Genomic DNA, 21,189 nt, shown 5'->3' on the forward strand with positions numbered 1-21,189 from the left:
CGTCTCAGCTCACTTCAGCAGGCCGGCGTTCTCGGCGGCCGCCTTGATGCCGGCGTAGTTCTCCGGCTGCGTTGGCACGAACTTCGTCGCGCGCTGCAGCTCGAGGATCTCCTTGCCTTCCGGCGTCGAGGGGCTCAGCTTCAGGAAGGCGGCCTTGAGCTTTTCCTTCGTCGCGGCGGGCAGGTCGGCGTGGACGCTCCAGTTGTAGTCGTAATACGGCGGGGTGGTGAAGAACACCTTCAGGGTGCCGGTGTCGACCTTCTTCTCGGCGACCAGTTTTTCCCAGACGGAGATGTTGAGCGCGCCGGCGTCGACCTTGCCGGACGCGACTGCGGCGACGGTGGCGTCATGCGCGCCGGAGAAGGAGATGCGTTTGAGGTCGGTATCGGGATTGATCTTCGCGGCGAGGAGGAAGGAGCGCGGCATCAGGTGGCCGGAGGTCGAGGAGGCGGAGCCGAAGCTGAGCGTCTTGCCTTTGAGGTCCTCGAGCTTGCGGATGCCGGACTGGGTATCGGTGATGAAGACGGAGCGGAATTTTTCGTCTTCCTCGCGTTGCACGAGGGGGACGATCTTGCCGCCGGAGCGCACGTTCGCCTGCACGAAGGTGAAGCCACCGAACCAGGCCAGTTCAACCTTCTTGTTGGCGAGGGCCTCGACGGCGGCGGCGTAGTCGGTGACGGGGGTCCACTCGACCTTCACGCCGAGTTCCTTCTCGAGGTACTTGCCGAGCGGCGCGAACTTGCGCGCCAGTTCGGTTGGTGACTCGTCGGGAATGGCGGTCACGCGGAGGACCTGGGGCGGAGTCTGAGCCTGCGCGGAACCGATGCCGCTCGCGATGATCAGCGAGGCGGTGGCGATCCCCTGCAGCGCACGGCTGACATGGTGGAAGAGGCTGGACATCAGAGAGCTCCTGGGGGTGAGTTATCCGCGGTCAAAGAACTGGCTACCCGAGCGGCGGCCGCATGAGCCAGCGCCAAGAGGACTGCCGGCAGTCAAAGAACTTGCCGCCCTTAGGGCGGCCGCAGTAGCCAGCGACATCGGATGGCCGTTGCGAGCGGCCCGAGGTTGCGCCGAGGAGCGGAGCCGTACTGTCGTACGGCGAGCACCGCAGGCGCAAGATCGGGCCGCGCAGCCGGCCAGCCGATGTCGCTGGCGGAGGGGCGTGGGGGTCGAACCCACCCAACGGCGCATGGCGCCATTCACCGGATTTGAAGTCCGGCCGATCCACCGGGGTCGTTGCCTCTCCGTTGTTGGGGTGTGGGGTGTTCGATGAACAACTGGCAGTCGTTCCGCAGCCGATGGGCGTCGCCCACGCGCCGGAGCAGTCCGACCTTGTCGAAGAACTCCAGCACCTGGATGGCGCGCTTGCGGCCCAGGCCGCTGCGGTCGCGGAACTCCGCGGCCTTCACGTCGCCGTCGGCTGCCGAGTCCCTGGCGATCCGTGCCAGAGCCTGGATCGCCGGGGGCGCATGGTACAGGTCCTTCACCACCTGGAACAGTTCCCCGCGCTGGGCCAGCCGTGCCAGCGTCGTGCGCACCAGCGCCTCGGGCTCGCCGGCCTCCTTGGCCAGGTCGCGGGCCCAGACGCCTTCGAAGCCGGCCGCCAGCAGCCGCGGCATGACCTTCTGAGCCAGCCGTTCATCCAATGCCGACAGCTGCACGCCATGCGCCGGCAGATGCACGGTCGCCCCGCTGACGACGACGCGCCCTGCCGCGGCCAGCCGCTGCACGAGCGCGCGCCACAGCGGCTCGGCCATGCGCGGCGCGGCCAGCCGGCGCCAGCGCGCGAGGTCGGGCCCGAGTTCTTCCGGCTGCTCCTGGTGATAGCGCTGCAGGCGTTCCTGCGCGGTGTAGGCCCACTGGGCTGTCTGCGCGGCGCCGAGCGCCCACAGCGGCCCGTCGGCGCCCGGCACGACGGTGATGTCACCTGCCGCCGCGGTGCCGGCGCTGCCCGCCGCCGCATAGCCCACCGCGTTCCCCGCCGCCACGCTCGCCGCACCGCCCCCGGTCGCCCCCGCTCCACCCGCAGCGCCGATCCCCGCCACCAGCGCCGCGCGGGTTCCCCCGGCAATGCCCTGCCCGGCCGCGAAGCGGACCAGGTCCACGCCCATCGGCGCCTGGCCCAGCAGACCCTCGAGCCGCTGCAGCGGCGTGTCCGCCGTCAGCGCAATCAGTTCCGCGAGCCGCTGCGGCGTGCGCCGATAACGCGCCGGCGCGTGCGGATCCAGCACGACGCCGCCGGCCAGCGCCCGCGTCGCGGAGGCATCGCGCAGCACGATCCGATCGCCGGCCCACGCGCCGATCGATCGGTGCAGCACCACCTGAACGAAAGCCTCGCCACCGGGCTGCAGCGCCTCGACCGGCCTGCCGGCCAGGCCGCCGAGCACCGCCACCGAGCCCGTCACCTGCGCCGCGCCGACATGCACATGCACCGGCGTGCCGCTGCGCAGCGCCCGGGCCTCCTCGGGCCAGAGGCGCAGCCGCGCGTCCAGGCGCTCGGTCCACTGGGCGACTTCCGGCGCGGCCAGCCACTGTCCGTGTCCGACCTCCTCCTTCTCGAGCCCGACCAAGCCGATGGCCACGCGCTGCCCGGCCGAGGCCTTGACCGCCACCGCGTTCTGCGCATGCAGGCTGCGCACTCGCGCGCGCAGCGGCGCCTGGCCCGGCGCGGGCGGCAGCACCACGAGCTCGTCGCCGACGGCCAGCTCGCCCGCATGCGCGGTCCCCGTGCAGACGGTCCCGACGCCCGGCAGGCTGAACACCCGATCGACCGCGAGCCGGAAACCCAGCCCGGCCCCCACGCGCGGCGGCAGCGCCGCGGCTTCGGCGATCAGGTGCTCGCGCAGCGGGCGCACGCCAGCGCCCGTTGTCGCGGCGACCTCGAAGATCGGCGCGCCCGCGAGCGCCGTGTCCGCCACGAGGGCGCGGATCTCGTCATGCCGACGCGCACGGGTGGCGGCGTCCACCCGATCGCATTTGGTCAGCGCGATCGTGGCCCGCTCCAGGCCCAGCAGCGACAGCAGCGCCAGGTGCTCGCGCGTCTGCGGCATGACGCCGTCATCGGCGGCCACCAGCAGCAGCGCATGGTCGATGCCGGTCGCGCCGGAGAGCATCGTGTGCACCAGGCGCTCATGCCCGGGCACGTCGACGAAACCGATGCGCCGGCCGGCACCGTCGCCCCCCTCGCCGCCCGCGCCCTGGCCTTCGCCTCGCCCCTGGCCGGGCACAGGGTCCAGATACGCATACCCCAGCGCGATGCTGATCCCACGCCGCTTCTCTTCGGGCAGGCGGTCGGTGTCGACGCCGGTGAGCGCCTTCACCAGCGTCGTCTTGCCATGGTCGATGTGGCCGGCGGTCCCGACGATCACGCGAGCGACTCCTTCAGCAACCCGAGCTGCTCGATGAACGCCGCCTCCTCGCGCGCCTCGTCCAGGCAGCGCAGGTCCAGCCAGAGCTCGTCCGACTGCACCCGCGCGATCACCGGCAGCGGCAGCGCGCGCAGCGCGGTCTGCAGCTCGTCGAGCGCGCGCCCCACGCCGCGCTTGCCCGGCAGTTGCGGCGTCAGCACCAGCCCCGCCGACGGCAGCGTCTCCACCGGCAGCGACCCCGAGCCGATCTGTCCGCGCATCGTGCTCACCCGCACCGCGAAGCGCGGCGCGACCGCGGCCTGGACACGCGCCAGCAGCCGGTCGGCCTGCGCCTCGATCTGATCGACCGGGCGGGTCAGCAGCCGCAGCGTCGGCAGGTCCTGCGTCAGCCGGTCCGGCCGCAGGTACAGCCGCAAGGTCGCCTCCAGTGCCGCCAGCGGCAGCTTGGACAGCCGCAGCGCGCGCTTCATCGGGAACTTGCGGATCTGCTGGACCAGGTCCTTGCGGCCGACGATCAGACCGGCCTGCGGCCCGCCGAGCAGCTTGTCGCCGCTGAAGGTCACCACGTCGCAGCCGTCGGCCAGCATCTGCTGCGGCAGCGGCTCGGCGGGCAGGCCCCACTGCGCCAGGTCCACCAGCGAGCCGCTGCCCAGGTCCGTCATCAGCGGCACGCCCGCCGCCCGGGCGATCGGTGCCAGCGCCGCTTCGCTGACCGAGGCGGTGAAGCCCTGGATCGCGTAGTTGCTGGTGTGGACCTTCAGCAGCAGCGCGGTGTGCGGTCCGATCGCGGCCTGGTAGTCCCGCGCGTGGGTGCGGTTGGTGGTGCCGACCTCGACCAGCTTCGCGCCCGCCGCCGCCATCACGTCGGGCATGCGGAAGGCGCCGCCGATCTCGACCAGCTCGCCGCGCGACACGATGGCCTCCTTGCCGCCCGCCAGCGCCGCGATGCCCAGCAGGACGGCCGCGGCGTTGTTGTTGACCACCGTCGCCGCCTCGGCGCCGGTGATCTCGCACAGCAGCGACTCGACCAAGCTGTCGCGGTCCCCGCGCTCGCCGCGCGCGAGGTCGAACTCCAGGTTGTTCGGCGATCCCATGCAGGCCAGCACCTGCTGCAGCGCCTCGTCGGCCAGCAGCGCGCGGCCCAGGTTGGTGTGCAGCACCGTGCCGGTCAGGTTGATCACGCGCCGCATCCGGGGCGCCAGCCGCTGTTCGCAGCGCCGCTCGAGCTCGGCGGGCAGATGCCGCAATTCATGCGCCGCCAGCGTGCCCTCGACCGCGCGACGCCGCCAGGCCTCGAGCAGCCGGCGGGCCTCCCCGGCCACGAAGGCATGGCCGTGGCGCGCCATCAGGTGGGTGACGGCCTCGTCGCGCAGCAGGCGGTCGACGGAAGGCAGGTCCTTCGGCGCGGCGCCGGTCGTCCCGGTGGCAGGGCCGTTGGCGCCGTTAACGCCGTTAACGCCGTTGACGCCGTTGACGCCGCTGGTGGCCGTAGCCGCCGCCGCGGCGGTCGCGGCCGTGGTGCCAGGAGTGGAAGGGTCGGAAGCGGCTGCCGGGGAGCCTGCCGTCGGACCATGAACCATGGATGCCTCGGGCCTCATGCTCAGCGCCCTCCGGGATCGGGAGGCGGCGCGCCGGGCCGACCCGGCGGATCGAGGCCCGCGCCCGGGCCGCCATCCAGCGAGGCCTCGGCCTCGCCCAGGATCAGCATCGGATTGAAGCCCTGGCGCACCAGGCCGAGCTCGCCGACCAGCAGGTCCAGCGTCAGCGTGGCGAGGTCGTCGGCCAGCGGCTCGACCTGCAGGTCCTTCTCCATGTGGACCTGCTTGAGGTAATGCCCGCAGGTCTCGCAGCATTCGGCGGCGACCGCCTCGGCCTTTTTCCCCTCGTCGTCGACCAGCGTCTGGAAGCTGATGCCCTTGGTGCCCTGGCAATGCGTGCACTTGATGCGCACGTAATGCCATTGCGCGCCGCACAGCGAGCAGGCCAGGAAGCGCTGCCCCGACTGCTCGGCCGCGACGCGGGTGATGGAGGCCACCGGCCGCGAGCCGCAGCACGGGCACACCGTGGGGTCGTCGATCATGCCGAAGGGGGCAACGTTCTCGCCCTGGTCGCTGCGCTCGTAGCGCTCCTGCAAGCCGGTGACCAGCCGCGTCCAGTACACCTGCAGCGCCGCGGCGACCAACGGCGCCGCCGCCGGATCCAGGCCCGGTCCGCCGCCCGCCAGCAGCGCGGCGGCCTGCTGCTCCAGCCAGGCCTCGTCCGCCTGCGCCAGCCGGGCGACCAGCGCCTGCGCCGGTTCCGGGATCGCCGCGCCGCGCATCGCGGTCAACAGCGCCTGGAGTTCTTCACGCCAGACGGCGTCGCGCGGGTGGCTCTGGGCCTCCACCGGCGGCAAGCCACCCACCATCGCGCCATTGATCAGCACCTCGTCCGGCAGCTTCAGCGCGCGGGGCTGCTTCAGCAGCTCATGCTGGCGCTGCGCCAGCTCGGCCACGAACAGCAGGTAGTCGCGCATCGCATGCCCGTCGGCCAACTGGCGCAGCCGCAAGGCGCGCTCGGCGAAGAGGCCGGGTTCCGGCACCTTCACCGGCGCCGCGCGGGCGCCGGCATTGACGGCGATCTCTTCCGGGCTCATCACCCGGATGGGGCTGCTGAGGGTCATGCGGGGGGACGCTCCTTCACTGCCTTGTGCCACAGCGGATGATGGTGCGCGGCCCAGGTGTCGGTGACTGTGCCACGGGTCATCGCCCGGAACGAGCCCTTGACCCAGATCGCGGCGTAGACATGGATGATGATCGTCAGGATCAGGATCGCCGCCGCCGCCGCATGCAGCACCACCGCGACGCGGCGCATCAGGATGTTCCCGTCGGGGAACCAGGCGTGCCAGAACATGAAGCCGGTCACCAGCAGGATCAGCAGCGACACGACCATGATCCAGAACACGATCTTCTGGCCCGCGTTGTACTTGTGCGCCGGCTGCGTGCCGTGCTTGTGGCCGCCGAAGATCATGTCCCCGCTCTGGCGCATCCATTGGCGGTCCGCGTCGGTCCAGCGGTTGTCCCGCCACAGCTGCGCGGCCAGGAACGCGAACGCGACCACCATGCCCAGCCCCATGTAGGGGTGCAGGATGCGCGCCCACGGCCCGCCGCCGAAGAGATGGCTCAGGAAGAACAGGCTGGGATGGAAGAAGGCCAGGCCCGACAGCCCGGCGCACAGGAACAGCAGCACGATGAGCCAGTGGTTGATCCGCTGGCTGTCGCGATAGCGTTGCAGCAACATGTCGATCTCCCGGTGAAGGTCAGAGACCACCGCCCGCCGGCGGCACGGCGGGGTCGCGCGGCGCGTCGCCGTGCTTCGCGCGCTCGTAGGCGAGTTCCTCGTCCTCGTCCGGCTCGTCGTGTCCGGTCTTCTGCGGCCCGACCTTCATGTAATGGAAGAAGCCCGCCACCGCCGCGCCGATCATCGCGGCCACCGCCAGCGGCTTGGCCGCGCCCTTCCACAGCGACACCAGCGGACTGATGTGCGGATCCTTGGGCAGGCCGTGATAGAGCTCGGGCTGGTCGGCATGCTGCAGCACGTACATGACGTGCGTGCCGCCCACGCCCTGCGGGTCGTAGACGCCGGCGTTCTGGTAGCCGCGCTCCTTCAGGTCGACGATGCGCTCGGCGGCAAACTCGTGCATGTCCTCCTTCGAGCCGAAACGGATCGCGCCGGTCGGGCAGGCCTTCACGCAGGCGGGCTCCAGGCCCACGCCGACGCGGTCCGAGCACAGGCTGCACTTGTAGGCCTTGTTGTCGGCCTTGCTGATGCGCGGCACGTCGAAGGGGCAGCCCGTCACGCAGTTGCCGCAGCCGATGCAGTGCTCGGAGATGAAGTCGACGATGCCGTTCTGGTACTTCACGATCGCGCCGGGCGCGGGACAGCTCTTCAGGCAGCCGGGGTCCTCGCAGTGCATGCAGCCGTCCTTGCGGATCAGCCACTCCAGCTTGTTCTCGACGACCTCGACCTCCGAGAACCGCATCACCGTCCACGACTGCGGCGTCAGGTCACGCGGGTTGTCGTAGGTGCCATGGGTGTCGCCGACATCGTCGCGCAGGTCGTTCCACTGCATGCACGCCACCTGGCAGGCCTTGCAGCCGATGCAGGACGACACATCGATCAGCTTGGCCACCTCCGGCGTGGTGCGCCGCGCGTCGGGACTGGGCAGCGTCGTGGCGGAGCGCAGCGCGATGTCCAGGGATTGCAATGAAGACATGGCGGTTCCTCAAGCTTTTTCGATGTTCACGGTGAAGCTCTTGAACTCCGGCGTCTGGGTGTTGGCATCGCCCACGAAGGGGGTCAGCGTGTTCACCAGATAACCGGGCTTGGCCACGCCGACGAAGCCCCAGTGGTTGGGCAGGCCCACCGTGTGGACCCGCTTGCCGCCGACATCCAGCGACGCCACCCGTTTGGTCACCACCGCCACGGCCTTGATGAAGCCGCGGTTGGAACTGACCTTCACCTGGTCGCCATTGGCGATCCCCTTCTCCTTCGCGAGTTCCTCGCCGATCTCCACGAACTGCTGCGGCTGGATCACCGCGCTGGTCCGCACGTTCTTGGTCCAGTAATGGAAGTGCTCGGTGAGCCGGTAGCTGGTCGCCACGTACGGGAACTTGTCCGGCTTGCCGAAGGCCTCGCGGTCGGCCTTGAACACCCGGCCCGCCGGGTTGTTCATCGCCTTGGCGTTGTTCGGGTGCATCGGGTTGACCGTCAGCGGCGACTCGAAGGGCTCGTAGTGCTCCGGCAGCGGGCCGTCCACCATGCCGCTGGGCGCGAACAGCCGCGCCACGCCCTCGGCGGTCATGATGAAGGGCCGCACCGCCTCCTCGTCGTTGGGATTGGCGTCGGGCCGGATGTCCGGCACGTCCGAGCCGCCCCACTTGTCGGTGAAGGACACCAGCCGCCGCTTCGGATTCCACGGCTTGCCGGTCGGGTCGCAGGAGGCGGCGTTGTAGAGCACGCGCCGGTTCGCCGGCCAGGCCCAGGCCCAGTTCAGCGTCTGGCCGATGCCCCACGGGTCGCTGTTGTCGCGCCGCGCCATCTGGTTGCCGGCCTGCGTCCACGAGCCGGTGTAGATCCAGCAGCCGCTGGAGGTCGAGCCGTCGTCGCGCAGCAGGCCGAAGCCCGACAGCTGCTCGCCCGCCTTGGCCAGGACCTTGGTCGGGTCCTTCGGATCGGTCACGTCGGCCAGCGCCTTGCCGTTGTATTCCATCGCCAGCTCCTCGGCCGAGGGGCTGTGCGGGATCTTGTAGGGCCAGCTCAGGTTGACGATCGGATCGGGGAAGGCGCCGCCGTCCTTCACGTACAGCGCGCGCAGGCGCAGGAAGATCTCCGCGATGATCTCGGCGTCGCCCTTGGCCTCGCCGGGGGGCTCGGCGCCCTTCCAGTGCCACTGCAGCCAGCGGCCGGAGTTGGTCAGCGAGCCCTCCTCTTCCGCGAAGCAGGTGCTCGGGAAGCGGAACACCACCGTCTGGATCTCCTCGCTCTTCACGTCGTTGTGCTCGCCGTAGTTCTTCCAGAACTCGGCGGTCTCCGTGTTGAGCGGGTCGATGATGGCGAGGAACTTCAGCTTGGACAGGCTCTCGACCACCTTCTTCTTGTTGGGGAAGGAGCCCACCGGGTTGAAGCCCTGGCAGATGTAGCCGTTGACCTTGCCCTGGTGCATCAGCTCGAAGGCCTGCAGCACGTCGTAGCCCTTGTCCCACTTGGGCAGGTAGTGGAAGGCCCAGTCGTTCTCCTTGGTTGCGGCCTTGCCCCACCAGGCCTTCTGCTGGCTGACGAAGAACTTGGGATAGTTCTGCCAGAAGCTCATCTGGTTGGGACGCAGCGGCTTGAGCGCGCGGGTCTTGTAGTAGGTCTCGAGGTCCTGCTCCGAGTCCTTGGCCAGCGACATGTAGCCCGTCAGCGAGGTCGACAGCAGCCCCAGGTCGGTCAGGCCCTGGATATTGCTGTGGCCGCGCAGCGCGTTCATGCCGCCGCCCGGCTGGCCGATGTTGCCCAGCAGCAGCTGCATCAGCGCGCCGGTGCGGATGATCTGCGAGCCCTGGCTGTGCTGCGTCCAGCCCAGCGCGTACATCACCGTCATCACCTTGCCGGGGACCGAGGTCTCGGCGATCTGCTTGCAGACCTCCAGGAACTTGTCCTTGGGCGTGCCGCAGATCTCGCTCACCTTCTCCGGCGTATAGCGCGCGTAGTGCTGCTTCATGACGTTGAGCACGCAGCGCGGGTGCTGCATCGTCATGTCGACCTTGGCGAAGCCCTTCTCGTCGAGTTCATAGGCCCAGGACGCGTTGTTGTAGGCGCGCTTGGCCTCGTCGTAGCCGGAGAAGAGGCCGTCCTCGAACTTGTAGCCCTCGTTGATCAGGAAGGTCGCGTTCGTGTAATGGCGGACGTATTCCTTCTGGATCCTGTCGTTGCTCAGCAGGTAATTGATGACACCGCCGAGGAAGGCGATGTCAGACCCCGCGCGGATGGGCGCGTAGTAGTCGCTCATCGCCGCCGAGCGCGTGAAGCGCGGGTCGACCACGATCAAGCGGGCCTTGTTGTGGTGCTTGGCCTCGATCACCCACTTGAAACCGCAGGGGTGGGCCTCGGCGGCATTGCCGCCCATGATCAGGACGAGATCGGCGTTCTTGATGTCCACCCAATGGTTGGTCATCGCACCGCGGCCGAACGTCGGGGCCAGACTGGCCACCGTCGGTCCGTGTCAAACGCGGGCCTGGTTGTCGAACGCGAGCATCCCCGTCGAGCGCATCGCCTTGTGGGTGATGTAGCCCGACTCGTTCGAGGACGCGGAGGCGCAGATCATGCCGGTCGAGAGCCAGCGGTTCACCGTCCTGCCATCGGCATTCGCGGCGATGAAGTTGGCGTCGCGGTCCGCCTTGAGCAGCTTGACGAAGCGGTCCATCGCCTCGTCCCAGCTGACGCGCTTCCACTCCTTGGAACCGGCCTCGCGGATCTCCGGGTACTTCAGCCGGTTGGGGCTGTGCACGAAGTCCAGCAGGCCCGCGCCCTTGGGGCACAGGGTGCCGCGATTGACGGGGTGGTCCGGGTCGCCCTCGATGTGGATGATCTCCGGGGTGACGTTCTTCGCCTTGTCCCCCAGCGAGTACATGATGATCCCGCAGCCCACCGAGCAGTAGGGACAGGTGTTGCGGGTCTCGGTTGCCCGGGCGAGCTTGAACTGGCGCGTCTCGGCCAGTGCGGCGCTTGGAGAGAACCCCAAGGCCACGAGGCTGGAGCCCATCACGGCCGCCCCGCTCACCCGGAAGAAGTGCCTCCGGTTCATGTCCATCTCGTGTGCCTCCTGGGTTCGACGCCGTTGCCGACCTGGGTGAATTGCACGACCGTCACGCGGTCCGTCCAAGTATTTCGGCACAAAGCCCGGGCTTTGTCCAATACGGACTCACCCTTTGACGAGAGGACGAACCGCAGGACGCACGACGGATGGGAGAGGTTTTTCCTGAGCGCACCGTTGTGCGCTGCAGCAGCCGTCGGCGAGGGTCAGGTGTTTTTCGAGATGGTGATCGTCGGGAATTTCGACGAGTAGTCCTTGGCCTGCCCCGCCAGCTTCACCGCGATCTTGCGGGCGATCTGGCGGTAGGCCTGGGCATGCGGGCCGTCGGGCTCGGCCACGACGGTGGGCTTGCCGCTGTCGGCCTGCTCGCGGATGGACAGCGCCAGCGGCAGCGAGCCCAGCAGCTCCTGGCTGTACTGGTCCGCCATGCGCTGGCCGCCGCCGCTGCCGAAGATGTGCTCGGCATGGCCGCAGTGGCTGCAGATGTGGATGGCCATGTTCTCGACGATGCCCAGGATCGGCACGCCGACCTTCTCGAACATCTTCAGGCCCTTCTTGGCGTCGATCAGCGCGATGTCCTGCGGCGTGGTGACGATCACCGCGCCGCTGACCGGCACGCGCTGCGACAGCGTGAGCTGGATGTCGCCGGTGCCCGGGGGCATGTCGATGACCAGGTAGTCCAGGTCGCGCCAGCGCGTCTGGCGCAGCAGCTGCTCCAGCGCCTGGGTCGCCATCGGGCCGCGCCAGACCATGGCCTGGTCGTCCTCGACCAGGAAGCCGATCGACATCAGCTGCAGCCCATGCGACTCCAGCGGCTCCATCGTCTGGCCGTCGGTGCTCTCCGGCCGGCCGTGGACGCCCAGCATCAGCGGCAGGCTGGGGCCGTAGATGTCGGCGTCCAGCAGGCCGACGGTGGCGCCCTCGGCCGACAGCGCCAGCGCCAGGTTGGCCGCCGTCGTGCTCTTGCCGACACCGCCCTTGCCGGAGGCGACGGCGATGATGTTCTTCACGCCCGGCAGCAGCTGCACGCCGCGCTGCACCGCGTGCGCGATCACCTTGCTGCTCAGCCCGACGCTGACGTTGCCCACGCCGGGCACCGAGCGGGCCGCCGCCACCAGCGCGGCGCGCAAGCCGTCGATCTGGCTGGCCGCGGGATAGCCGAGCTCGACATCGAAGCTGACCGTGTCACCGGCGATCTTCATGTTGCGCAACTGCTTCGTCGAAACGAAGTCGCGACCGGTGTTGGGGTCGATGACCTGTTGCAAGGCCTGGAGCAGCTGGGCTTCTGGGATCTGGGACATGGGCGTGCGGCGGAGCGGGTCGCAAGGACCCGGGGGTCGGAAAACGGACGGACGGGCGAACGGCGGGAGCGCCCGCTCGAGCGGGGCGCACGGTCGGCGGACGCTCGGGCCGAGCAGTCTAGCCCAGCCTGAAAAGGCCTCTGATGGGCGGCGGAACCTCCACACCCGCAGGCCCACCTGCCCATTGAAGGAAATGCCGTTCATGCCGAGTCAGAGCGACGCCCAGGTCGACCGATCGAGGCCATGTCCTGCCGCCGCGCGCTCGCCCAGCATGCAGGCCGATGAAATTCAAGATCTGCGCCGCACTCCTGCAACTGATGCGCCCGGTCGCCGGCAGCCTCCACCGCCTGTGGGCGCGAAGCCCTGGCCGGCGCAAGACCTGGTCCAGCCGAGCGCTCGTCGAGCCGCCCCGACGCCCGGTCCCGCGCCTCATCTGGAGCTACTGGCATGACGCCAACCTTCCCGCGGTCGTCGCGGCCTGCGTGGCGAACTGGCGGCGCCACGCGCCCGGCTACACGATCCGACTGCTGCACCGCGACACGGCGCTGGCGGCGCTCGACGGGCTGCCGCTGCCTCGCGCCTTCGATGCCTGGCCGGCCTATCGGCAGGCGGACTGGTTGCGTGTCGCGCTGGTCGGCCGACATGGCGGGCTGTGGCTCGATGCCAGCGTGTTCCTGACGCGCTCGCCGGATTGGCTGCTCGCGCTGGCCACGCGCCGGCGGGGCTTCGTGGGCTTTCACCTGAACGGAGGGGACGCCGGCGCCGGCGGGCCGGCGGCCTGGCCCTACCTGGAGAACTGGTGCTTCGCGGCACCACCGGGCGACCGATTCGTGCTGGCCTGGGAGGCCGAGTTGCGGCAAGCGATGCGCCACGGCGAGACCGCCTATCTCGCGCAGCTGGGCGACGCGCGGGATGCCCTGCTGGCAGGCATCGATGGGCCGCACTACCTGGTCATGCATGTGGCGGCTCGCGTCGTGCTGCGACGCGACGGGCCCTTCAACGTGCATCTGCTGCCGGCGGAGGATTCGGCCTTCTTCTACCAGTCTCGCACCGGCTGGCGCCGTTGGCGGTTGATGTTGGCCCTGCTCGGATGGGGGCGCCGCCAGGACACGCCGCTGGTGAAGCTGCGCGGCACGGAGCGGCATCGACTCGGCGCGCAGTGCGCGCACCGGGCTCCGTTGCGGCACAGCCTCGTCGCGACGGAATTGCCGGAGCTCGCAGTGCGCCCCCGCGCTTGAATCGCCAAGCGGCGCAAGCTTCAGGCCAAGCGGAAAAGAAAAAAGGCCGCAGCGGTTGCTGCGGCCTTTTGATGCTTTTTGGCGCCTTGCTGGCGGCTCCGGGATCGATTCAGCGTCGTGATCCGATGTCGGAGCGAATTTGGTGGGCCCTGAAGGATTCGAACCTTCGACCAACGGATTAAGAGTCCGCTGCTCTACCAACTGAGCTAAGAGCCCGAGAATCTTTTCGTTCCGCTGGATTCTCTTGAATCCGGCGAAGCGGCGATTATGTCAGATATTCAGTCCGCTTGGCACCGAATCCTCGCTGACTTCGTTTCGTCGTCCAGGAATCGCACGCGAGTTGCGATTTTCATGTCGACGATCCGACAAGGATCGGTTGGTGGGCCCTGAAGGATTCGAACCTTCGACCAACGGATTAAGAGTCCGCTGCTCTACCAACTGAGCTAAGAGCCCCCAAGAAAACCATCCGAAGTGGGTGGTGGGTCGTGCAGGATTCGAACCTGCGACCAACGGATTAAAAGTCCGCTGCTCTACCGACTGAGCTAACGACCCGAAGCCGCACTTCAAGCAGTGAAGGCCGGGTTGCCCCGACCTCCGCTGCGTCGCTTCGAGGTGTTTGCCCCTCAGCAGAGCCTCAGATTATAGGACGGATTTTTGCGACCGCGCAAGCGCCTTCAAATAGCGCCGCACCAACTCCGCCGCCGCGACCATGCCGAACCCGGCCGTGACCGCCACGCTCGAGCCATAGCCATGGCAATTCAGGTTGGCGTCCAGGTCGCAGGCCGCCACGCCCTCCGGCCGGGTGACCGGCTCGCGCGAGAACACGCAGGTCACGCCCATCTTCCCGGCGCGTGGCGCCGCATGGAACTTGCGCAGCCGCTGACGCAGGTTGGCCAGCAGCGGATCGTGCGTGGTCTCGGCCAGGTCCAGGATCTCGACGTCCTGCGGCCGATGCTTGCCGCCGGCCGCGCCGATGCAGACCTGCGGCAGCTGCAGGGCCCTCGCCCAGGCCGCGATCCGCGCCTTGGCGCGCACCTGGTCGCAGGCGTCGACGATGCCGTCCACCTGCACGTCGCCCAGCAGCGCGGGCCAGTTCTGGTCGTCGACGAAATCCTCGATGGTGAGGACCTCGCAACCCGGATGGATGTCGGCGATGCGCTGCTTCAGCGCCTCTGCCTTGGCCATGCCCAGCGTGCTGCCCAGGGCCTGCACCTGGCGGTTGATGTTGGATTCGGCGACATGATCCAGGTCGACCAGCACCAGCCGGGCCACGCCCATGCGGGCCAGCGCCTCGACCACCCAGGAGCCCACGCCGCCCAGGCCGACGACGCAGAAGCGCGCGGCGCGCAGCCGCGCGTAGTCGCGCTCGCCATGCAGCCGGCGCAGGCCGCCGAAGCGGCGCTCGGCGTCCGCTTCCAGGTCGAGGGGGCCGTGCCCGGTGTCAAGGCTCACGATGGTCGCGCGGGGGCGCGGCTCAGCGCAGGCCGGCCGCGCGTTCCTTGGCGGCCCGGGCCGCCTCGCTGCCGGGATAGGCCTTCTGCAGGTCGTCCAGCGTCTTGCGGGCGCTCTTGGTGTCCTTGAGCTCGATCTGGCAGTTGGCGATCGCCAGCAGGCTTTCCGCGGCGCGCGGGTGATCCGGATTGGCAGCGACGAAGGCCTTGAAGGTCGCGATCGCGCCCTTGTAGTCGCGCTTGCCGTATTGGGCATTGCCCAGCCAGAAGCGCACCGAATCGGAATAGCCGCTCGCCGGGAACCGGGTCAGGAAGGTGGTGAAGGCGGACACCGCCTCATTGAAGTCGCCGCGGCGGATCAGGCCCATCGCGGCATCGAACTGGCGCTTCTCTTCCGGATCGGCCTGGAATTCCTTGCCGTCCAGCGACACCTTCTGCGGCTCCAGCGGGCGCAGCCGGTTGTCGAGCGTGGCCGACTGGTCGGCCACCTTGCGCTGGGTATCGGACAGGTCGCGCGCCAGCTGCTCGTTCTGGCCGCGCATGCGGGCCAGGTCGGACTTCAGCGCCTCGATCTGGCCGGACAGGTCCAGCAGGCCGCGCCGGGCAGTCTCGAGCTGGTTCTGCAAATCCGAGATCCGGGCACGCTGCGACTCCTCGTTCTGCGCCATCTTGGTCCGCAGGTCGAGGATGGCCTTGCGGGCCTCGTCGTCCTCGAACAGCGCGGCCCGCGCGGGACCGGCGGCGCTCAGCGCCAGCAGCACGCCGAGCAGCGCGGCACGCGCCACGGCCGTCGGCGAAGAGGGGAAGGAACGGAGGGGTCGCAGCATGCTCATGTCACCGGATTACTTGTCGCGCAGCTCGACGCGGCGGTTCTTGGCCCAGGCTTCCTCGTTGTGGCCGGTGTCGGCCGGACGCTCCTTGCCGAAGCTCACCGGTTCGACCTGGTTGGCGGCCACACCCAGCAGCGTCAGCGACTTGGCGACGGCTTCAGCGCGCTTCTGGCCCAGGGCCAAGTTGTACTCGCGGCCGCCGCGCTCGTCGGCATGGCCTTCCAGGCTCAGCGCCAGCGTCTTCTTGTTGTTCAGGCGCTTGGCGTGGTTCTCGATCAGCGAGCGGTACTCGTCCTTGACGACGAAGCTGTCGAAGTCGAAATACACGACGCGCTGGTTGGACACGGCCGCGTCCAGCTGGGCGCCCAGGTCCACGGTCTGCACCGGACGCTGGCCGGCGTTGTCGGTCGTCGGCGGGGTCGGGGTGGTGGCTTGCGTCGGGGTCTTGTTCTCGACCGGGGCCGGCTCATCCAGCTTGGTCGAGCTGCAGGCGGTCAGGGCTGCCGCGGCCACCAGGCCAAGCATCAGTTTTTCGATTTTCATGGGCATACGCTCCTATGGGTCAAAGCGGGCGGGGGTTACGGGCAGGACATGGCGGTAGGACTACGCCGCCGGTGAAGCCGCAGGAAACAGCAATTGTGAAGCATCGGCCGACAGGTCCGCGAGGCAGGCCCGCGCGGGCGGCCAGTCGTCCGACACGTCGCGCTCATGGCTCGCACGCGGCGGGCGAAGCGCGACGCCAACGTAGGCAATCCATGTGCCCGGCGTTGCGAAAGCCTCGGGATTCTCGACAGGACGCAAGGCCGGCACCTGTGCCGCTCAGTTCCCGAACGGGCCCCAGGCGGGCTCGCGGATGTCGGAAACCCCGGGCGTGGCGAGCTTGGCCTTGACCTTGCCGTCGAGCGTGGTGGTCATCAGCACGTCGCGGCCGCCGGAGCGGGTCGCGTAGACGATCAGCTTGCCGTTGGGCGCGAAGCTCGGGCTCTCGTCGTCGCTGGTGTCGGTGATCTGCTGCACCTGGCCGCCGGCCAGGTCCATCACGCACAGCTTGAAGGTGCCGCCGCCGACGCGGGTCACGTAGGCCAGCGTGCGGCCGTCCGGGCTGATCGACGGGCTGATGTTGTAGTTGCCGCTGAAGGTCACCCGCTCCGCGCTGCCGCCGCCGGCGGGCATGCGGTAGATCTGCGGGGCGCCGCCGCGGTCGCTGACGAAATAGATCTGCGCGCCGTCGGGCGAGAAGGTCGCTTCCGTGTCGATGGCCGAGGTCTGCGTCAGGCGCTTGGCGCCGGAGCCGTCCTTGTTGATCAGGTACAGCTGCGAGCCGCCCTCGCGGGAGAGCGTCACCACCAGCTGCTGCCCGTTGGGCGAGAACGCCGGCGCGCTGTTGGTGCCGCGGAAGTCGGCGACCTTGCGACGGCGGCCGCTGCGCAGGTCCTGGATCCAGACCACCGCTTTGCGCGACTCGAAGCTGACGTAGGCCACCTCGTTGCCGTCCGGCGACCAGGCCGGCGAGATGATCGCCTCCGGGCTGTTGAGCACGGTCTGCTCGCCCTCGCCGTCCGCGTCGGAGACCCGCAGCGAATAACGCGGGCCGGCCTTGTTCACGTAGACCAGGCGGGTCGCGAAGACGCCGCGCTCGCCGGTGAGCTTCTGGTAGATGGCGTCGGCGATCTTGTGGGCCGCCAGGCGCAGGTCCGCGGCGACCACCGGCACGCTCTCGCTGCCCAGCTCGGTGCCCTTGACGACGTCCCACAGGCGGTAACGCACGTCGAAGCGGCCGTCGGCCAGCCGCGTCGCGGAACCCGCGGCCAGCGCGTCGGCGGCGCGCGCGCGCCAGTCGACGAACTGGGGTTGGGAGGTCTCGGTCATGCCGGCCTGGCCGGGCACGATGCTGAACTGGCCGCTGCGCTCCAGGTCGGCGCGGATGATCGCCGCCAGCGGCTGGCCAGTGGCCGACTCGTTGTTGAAGTCGCTGATCGCGATCGGCAGCCGGGTGGCGCCGACACCGGCGATCTCCACCCGGAACTGGGCCAGCGAAGGCAATGCCACTCCGGCGGCCAGGCCACCGAGCAGTCCGCGGCGCGTCAGCGCGCCCATGCCTTGAGGAAGAAGAGCGGAGGGGGAGGCAATCGTCTTGGTGCTCATCGGCTTGCGGAACGAATGGAGGCCCGATTGTGCCCGAGGCCTGTGCGGTTGTTACGAATCGGCGAGGTTACAAAGGGCAAAGCGGTCGGCAAGCGGCGCGCCAGCCCATGCAGGTGGGTGTCCCCCCTCGATGCGGGTTGCTCGAAGCCACTGGCCTTAACTTCGGCCATGGCTGGCCCGGGGCCAACTCCCCAGACTTCGCGGTTCGTCACCTTCCCAGCCCTTGCCGTCGAAACGAACCGCCCGATGACCAGCACCGCCTACAAGCATTTCATCGCCGCCTCGGCCCACCTCCACCGTCTGGTCCGGGCGCAGCTCGTCGGGGACGACGGCCTGGCCCACGCGCCGACGCAGATCCTCGGCGCCGCGCGCCTGGCCGGGTTGCTGATGTTCCGCAGCTTCCGGGTCGACAGCAGCGCCCTGGCGCCCGGCATGCGGATGCTGTCCGATGAAGCCCGCCACGGCGGCCTGCGCCTGCGCGACGCGCTGTTCGCGACCTTGCGACAACTGGGCCACCCGCTCGGCCCCGACGACCTGGACCCGCACTGCATGACGCCAGCGCTGTCGCGGCTGGCTTTCGTCGAGGTCCACGAGCGCCTCACACCGTCGACGCTGGCCTATCTGGAGCATTCCCCGATGGGCGTGCGCAACGCGGCGCTGGCGGCCGCCGCGGCCTGCGCCGGACTGGTCCACGACCACGCGGCCGCCCTGCCCGCGCACCAGGCGGCGGCCCTGGCCTGCTGCGGTTTCGACGAAGGCCTCACCACCGTGCCCTGGCCCCTGCGGCCGGCGCAGCTCGTGGCGACGCGCGGCTGGGCCGCGACGGCTCACATCAGGACGATGTCGTAATGCTCGGTCTGGTTGGTCGGCTCGGCCGTCAGTGAGATCGGCTTGCCGATGAAGTCCGACAGCCCGGCCAGGTGCTGGCTTTCCTCGTCGAGCAGCATCTCCACCACGTTGGCCGCCGCGACCACGCGGAACTCCCTGGGATTGAACTGCCGCGATTCGCGCAGGATCTCCCGCATGATCTCGTAGCAGATGCTGCGCGCGGTCTTGACCTGGCCGCGGGCCTCGCAGGTGGGGCAAGGCTCGCAGAGCATGCGGGCCAGCGATTCGCGGGTGCGCTTGCGCGTCAGCTCGACCAGGCCCAGCTGCGTGAAGCCGCCCACCGTCACCTTGGTGCGGTCGCGGTTGAGCTGCTTGCGGAACTCCTGCAGCACCGCGGTCTTGTGTTCCTCGCGGGTCATGTCGATGAAGTCGACGATGATGATGCCGCCCAGGTTGCGCAGGCGCAGCTGCCGCGCGATCGCGCCGGCCGCCTCGAGGTTGGTCTTGAAGATCGTGTCGTCGAAGTTGCGCGCACCGACGAAGCCGCCGGTGTTCACGTCGATCGTCGTCATCGCCTCGGTCTGGTCGATGATCAGGTAGCCGCCGGACTTCAGGTCCACCCGCCGCGCCAGCGCCCGGGCGATCTCCGCGTCGATGTTGTTCAGGTCGAAGATCGGCCGCTCGCCCCGGTACAGCTCCAGCTTCGCCGTGGCGGCCGGCATGTAGGTCTCGCCGAACTGGCGCACCACGTCGTACTGCAGCTTGGCGTCGATGCGGATCGAGTTGGTCCGCTCGCTCGCCAGGTCGCGCAGCACGCGTTCGACCAGGCTCAGGTCCTGGAACAGCAGGCTGCCGGGCGGCAGGCGCAGCGACTTCTCGCGGATCGACGCCCAGGTCTTGCGCAGGTAGGCGATGTCGGCGCCGAGCTCCTCATCGCTCGCCTCCTCGGCGTTGGTGCGCAGGATGAAGCCGCCGGTGTTGCCGTCCTGGACCCCGGCCGAGACCAGCGTCTGCATGCGCGCGCGCAGCGCGTCGCGCGCCTCGGGCGAACCGATCTTCTGGGAGATGCCGATGTGATTGTCCTGCGGCAGGTGCACCAGCAGCCGGCCCGCGATGGAGATCTGCGTCGACAGCCGGGCGCCCTTGGTGCCGATCGGGTCCTTGATGACCTGCACGGTCAAGGCCTGGCCCTCGTAGACGAGGCGCTCGATCGGGGTCGCCTGGCCGCTCTCGCCGTGATGGCCGCGCGGGCTCACGCCGTTGAGGTGCAGGTCGGCCACGTGCAGGAAGGCCGCCCGCTCCAGGCCGATGTCGATGAAGGCGGACTGCATGCCGGGCAGCACCCGCGCCACCTTGCCGAGATAGACGTTGCCGACGAGGCCGCGTTCCAGCGTGCGCTCGATGTGCAGTTCCTGCACGGCCCCGTTCTCGACCACGGCCACCCGCGTCTCCTGCGGGGTCCAGTTGATCAGGATGTCTTCCATGTTCTTGTGCTCCAGCGCTCTCGTCAGCCTCGGGGCTGGCGGCAACGCTCGAGTCGCCTTCCGGATCGCCTGCCTGGGGTCTCCGGTCCTCGCGTCGGCCTCAGACCTCGAAGCCGCCCTCCCGCAACAACCGGGCCGTTTCGAACAACGGCAGGCCCATGATGCCCGAATAACTGCCGGCGATGTGTTCGATCCAGGCCGCGGCCTGACTTTGTATCGCATAGGCGCCGGCCTTGCCCATCGGCTCGCCCGAGGCCACGTAGGCCCGCAGCCGGTCCTGGCCGATCTCGGCGAAGCGCACCTGCGACACGTTGACGTCGCTGAGCACGCGCCCGTCCGGCAGACCCAGCGCGACGGCGGTCAGCACCCGGTGCGTCCGGCCGGAGAGGCGGGCGAGCATCGCCGCCGCATGGTCCGCGTCGTCCGGCTTGCCCAGGATGAGCGCGCCCAGCGCGACCGTCGTGTCGGAGCACAGCACCGGCGCGGGCGGCAGGCCGCGCGACGCGCGGCGGCGCAGCGCCGCCTGCAGCTTCGCGGCGGTGACGCGGGTCACGTAGTCGTCCGGCGATTCGCCATCGACCACCGCCTCCAGCGCCTCCGCGTCCTCGTCGGCGCCGGGCAGCAGCAGCTCGTGGCGCACGCCGATCTGCTCGAGCAGCTGACGGCGGCGCGGGCTCTGGGAGGCGAGGTAGAGGAAGTCGAAGGCAGCGGCGGAGGTGGCGTCGGGCATTGGCGATTCACTCGCGGTGATACGGATGCCCTTCCATCACGGACCAGGCGCGGTAGAGGCCTTCGGCCAGCAGCACGCGCACGAACGCGTGCGGCAGGGTCAGGTCGGAGAGGCGCAGCTTCTCGTCGGCGCGCGACTTGATGCTGTCGTCCAGGCCGTCGGGGCCGCCGATGAAGATCGCGACATCGCGGCCGTCACCGCGCCACGTCTCCAGCCGCTGCGCGAGCTGCTTGCTGGTGACCCGCTCGCCGCGCTCGTCGAGCACCACGCGCCGCGCCCCTTTCGGGCAGGCGGCATCCAGGCGCTGGGCCTCGGCCGCCATCAGCTGCTCGGTCGACTTGCCGGTGGTGCGCGGTTCCGCCTTCACCGCCTTGAGCTCCAGCCGCATCTCCGGCGGGAAGCGCTTGGCGAAATCCTCGTAGGCCTCATCGGCCCAGGCCGGCATCTTCTGGCCGACCGCGCACAGCACCAGGCGCAC

At 69.4% G+C, this 21,189-nt stretch carries 17 protein-coding genes and 4 tRNA genes; 2 read left to right on the forward strand and 19 right to left on the reverse strand.

The features are described from left to right. Window positions 1-9: 9 nt before the first annotated feature. The 9 genes from BM393_RS24115 to apbC form a co-directional block, all read right to left on the reverse strand. A complete protein-coding gene (locus BM393_RS24115) occupies window positions 10-900 on the reverse strand; it encodes a putative selenate ABC transporter substrate-binding protein (RefSeq protein WP_091733968.1) in 891 nt (296 codons plus the stop codon). A gap of 250 nt (window positions 901-1,150) precedes the next feature. Continuing rightward, window positions 1,151-1,246, reverse strand: a tRNA-Sec gene (locus BM393_RS24120). After that, window positions 1,200-3,368: a selenocysteine-specific translation elongation factor gene (gene selB, locus BM393_RS24125; protein WP_091733970.1), complete on the reverse strand. Its 2,169-nt coding sequence runs from the start codon at window positions 3,366-3,368 to the stop codon at window positions 1,200-1,202. Before selB ends, BM393_RS24120 begins: the two co-directional genes overlap by 47 nt. After that, entirely contained in the window at window positions 3,365-4,948 is a 1,584-nt protein-coding gene (gene selA / locus BM393_RS24130) for an L-seryl-tRNA(Sec) selenium transferase (RefSeq protein ID WP_091733972.1), read from the reverse strand. The genes selB and selA overlap by 4 nt, the downstream gene beginning before the upstream one ends. A gap of 20 nt (window positions 4,949-4,968) precedes the next feature. After that, a complete protein-coding gene (gene fdhE / locus BM393_RS24135; protein WP_091733974.1) occupies window positions 4,969-6,030 on the reverse strand; it encodes a formate dehydrogenase accessory protein FdhE in 1,062 nt (353 codons plus the stop codon). Then, window positions 6,027-6,647, reverse strand: a complete 621-nt coding sequence (locus tag BM393_RS24140; RefSeq protein WP_091733976.1) for a formate dehydrogenase subunit gamma — start codon at window positions 6,645-6,647, stop codon at window positions 6,027-6,029. The genes fdhE and BM393_RS24140 overlap by 4 nt, the downstream gene beginning before the upstream one ends. A gap of 19 nt (window positions 6,648-6,666) precedes the next feature. Beyond that, entirely contained in the window at window positions 6,667-7,623 is a 957-nt protein-coding gene (fdxH, locus tag BM393_RS24145) for a formate dehydrogenase subunit beta (protein WP_091733978.1), read from the reverse strand. A 9-nt stretch (window positions 7,624-7,632) separates the two neighbouring features. Next, complete coding sequence (gene fdnG / locus BM393_RS24150) at window positions 7,633-10,701, reverse strand: formate dehydrogenase-N subunit alpha (protein ID WP_141225477.1); 3,069 nt, start codon at window positions 10,699-10,701, stop codon at window positions 7,633-7,635. A 209-nt stretch (window positions 10,702-10,910) separates the two neighbouring features. Further along, window positions 10,911-12,005 (reverse strand): iron-sulfur cluster carrier protein ApbC, encoded by a 1,095-nt coding sequence (apbC, locus tag BM393_RS24160; protein WP_091733984.1) that lies wholly within the window; start codon window positions 12,003-12,005, stop codon window positions 10,911-10,913. Between the two features lie 281 nt (window positions 12,006-12,286). Between apbC and BM393_RS24165 the strand changes: the two genes are divergently transcribed. After that, window positions 12,287-13,243: a glycosyltransferase family 32 protein gene (locus BM393_RS24165; protein ID WP_091733986.1), complete on the forward strand. Its 957-nt coding sequence runs from the start codon at window positions 12,287-12,289 to the stop codon at window positions 13,241-13,243. A 140-nt stretch (window positions 13,244-13,383) separates the two neighbouring features. Here BM393_RS24165 and BM393_RS24170 read toward each other — a convergent pair. The 7 genes from BM393_RS24170 to tolB all read right to left on the reverse strand — a co-directional run bounded on the left by BM393_RS24170 (window position 13,384) and on the right by tolB (window position 17,669). Then, window positions 13,384-13,459 (reverse strand) — tRNA-Lys (locus BM393_RS24170). A gap of 161 nt (window positions 13,460-13,620) precedes the next feature. After that, window positions 13,621-13,696: transfer RNA gene (locus BM393_RS24175), tRNA-Lys, on the reverse strand. Window positions 13,697-13,719: 23 nt separating this feature from the next. Then, a tRNA-Lys gene (locus tag BM393_RS24180) sits at window positions 13,720-13,795 on the reverse strand. Window positions 13,796-13,882: 87 nt separating this feature from the next. After that, window positions 13,883-14,695, reverse strand: a complete 813-nt coding sequence (locus BM393_RS24185) for a ThiF family adenylyltransferase (protein WP_091733988.1) — start codon at window positions 14,693-14,695, stop codon at window positions 13,883-13,885. 22 nt (window positions 14,696-14,717) lie between these two features. Further along, window positions 14,718-15,527 carry a tol-pal system protein YbgF gene (ybgF, locus tag BM393_RS24190; RefSeq protein WP_254783597.1) on the reverse strand — a complete coding sequence of 270 codons (810 nt, stop codon included), beginning with the start codon at window positions 15,525-15,527 and terminating at the stop codon, window positions 14,718-14,720. A 9-nt stretch (window positions 15,528-15,536) separates the two neighbouring features. Beyond that, a complete protein-coding gene (pal, locus tag BM393_RS24195; protein ID WP_091733990.1) occupies window positions 15,537-16,067 on the reverse strand; it encodes a peptidoglycan-associated lipoprotein Pal in 531 nt (176 codons plus the stop codon). 276 nt (window positions 16,068-16,343) lie between these two features. Continuing rightward, window positions 16,344-17,669, reverse strand: coding sequence for a Tol-Pal system beta propeller repeat protein TolB (tolB, locus tag BM393_RS24200; protein WP_091733992.1), 1,326 nt, complete (start codon window positions 17,667-17,669; stop codon window positions 16,344-16,346). A gap of 246 nt (window positions 17,670-17,915) precedes the next feature. Between tolB and BM393_RS24205 the strand changes: the two genes are divergently transcribed. Beyond that, window positions 17,916-18,518, forward strand: a complete 603-nt coding sequence (locus BM393_RS24205) for a hypothetical protein (RefSeq protein WP_091733994.1) — start codon at window positions 17,916-17,918, stop codon at window positions 18,516-18,518. Here BM393_RS24205 and rng read toward each other — a convergent pair. The 3 genes from rng to rlmH all read right to left on the reverse strand — a co-directional run bounded on the left by rng (window position 18,497) and on the right by rlmH (window position 21,189). Beyond that, window positions 18,497-19,981 carry a ribonuclease G gene (gene rng / locus BM393_RS24210; protein ID WP_091733996.1) on the reverse strand — a complete coding sequence of 495 codons (1,485 nt, stop codon included), beginning with the start codon at window positions 19,979-19,981 and terminating at the stop codon, window positions 18,497-18,499. The two genes, BM393_RS24205 and rng, sit on opposite strands and share 22 nt — an antisense overlap. Before the next feature lie 100 nt (window positions 19,982-20,081). Further along, complete coding sequence (locus tag BM393_RS24215; protein ID WP_091733998.1) at window positions 20,082-20,711, reverse strand: nucleoside triphosphate pyrophosphatase; 630 nt, start codon at window positions 20,709-20,711, stop codon at window positions 20,082-20,084. Between the two features lie 7 nt (window positions 20,712-20,718). After that, complete coding sequence (gene rlmH / locus BM393_RS24220; RefSeq protein ID WP_091734000.1) at window positions 20,719-21,189, reverse strand: 23S rRNA (pseudouridine(1915)-N(3))-methyltransferase RlmH; 471 nt, start codon at window positions 21,187-21,189, stop codon at window positions 20,719-20,721.

It is taken from the genome of Mitsuaria sp. PDC51 (genome assembly GCF_900113225.1).
Classification (GTDB): Bacteria; Pseudomonadota; Gammaproteobacteria; order Burkholderiales; family Burkholderiaceae_C; genus Roseateles.

Bases quoted from the DNA above. Each gene is read 5' to 3' on its own strand.
- BM393_RS24205 (WP_091733994.1), top strand. From the start codon at position 17,916: ATGACCAGCACCGCCTACAAGCATTTCATCGCCGCCTCGGCCCACCTC.
- selA (WP_091733972.1), bottom strand. From the start codon at position 4,948: ATGGTTCATGGTCCGACGGCAGGCTCCCCGGCAGCCGCTTCCGACCCT.
- rng (WP_091733996.1), bottom strand. From the start codon at position 19,981: ATGGAAGACATCCTGATCAACTGGACCCCGCAGGAGACGCGGGTGGCC.
- ybgF (WP_254783597.1), bottom strand. From the start codon at position 15,527: ATGAGCATGCTGCGACCCCTCCGTTCCTTCCCCTCTTCGCCGACGGCC.
- BM393_RS24165 (WP_091733986.1), top strand. From the start codon at position 12,287: ATGAAATTCAAGATCTGCGCCGCACTCCTGCAACTGATGCGCCCGGTC.
- tolB (WP_091733992.1), bottom strand. From the start codon at position 17,669: ATGAGCACCAAGACGATTGCCTCCCCCTCCGCTCTTCTTCCTCAAGGC.
- BM393_RS24215 (WP_091733998.1), bottom strand. From the start codon at position 20,711: ATGCCCGACGCCACCTCCGCCGCTGCCTTCGACTTCCTCTACCTCGCC.
- BM393_RS24115 (WP_091733968.1), bottom strand. From the start codon at position 900: ATGTCCAGCCTCTTCCACCATGTCAGCCGTGCGCTGCAGGGGATCGCC.
- pal (WP_091733990.1), bottom strand. From the start codon at position 16,067: ATGAAAATCGAAAAACTGATGCTTGGCCTGGTGGCCGCGGCAGCCCTG.
- fdxH (WP_091733978.1), bottom strand. From the start codon at position 7,623: ATGTCTTCATTGCAATCCCTGGACATCGCGCTGCGCTCCGCCACGACG.
- fdhE (WP_091733974.1), bottom strand. From the start codon at position 6,030: ATGACCCTCAGCAGCCCCATCCGGGTGATGAGCCCGGAAGAGATCGCC.
- BM393_RS24140 (WP_091733976.1), bottom strand. From the start codon at position 6,647: ATGTTGCTGCAACGCTATCGCGACAGCCAGCGGATCAACCACTGGCTC.
- apbC (WP_091733984.1), bottom strand. From the start codon at position 12,005: ATGTCCCAGATCCCAGAAGCCCAGCTGCTCCAGGCCTTGCAACAGGTC.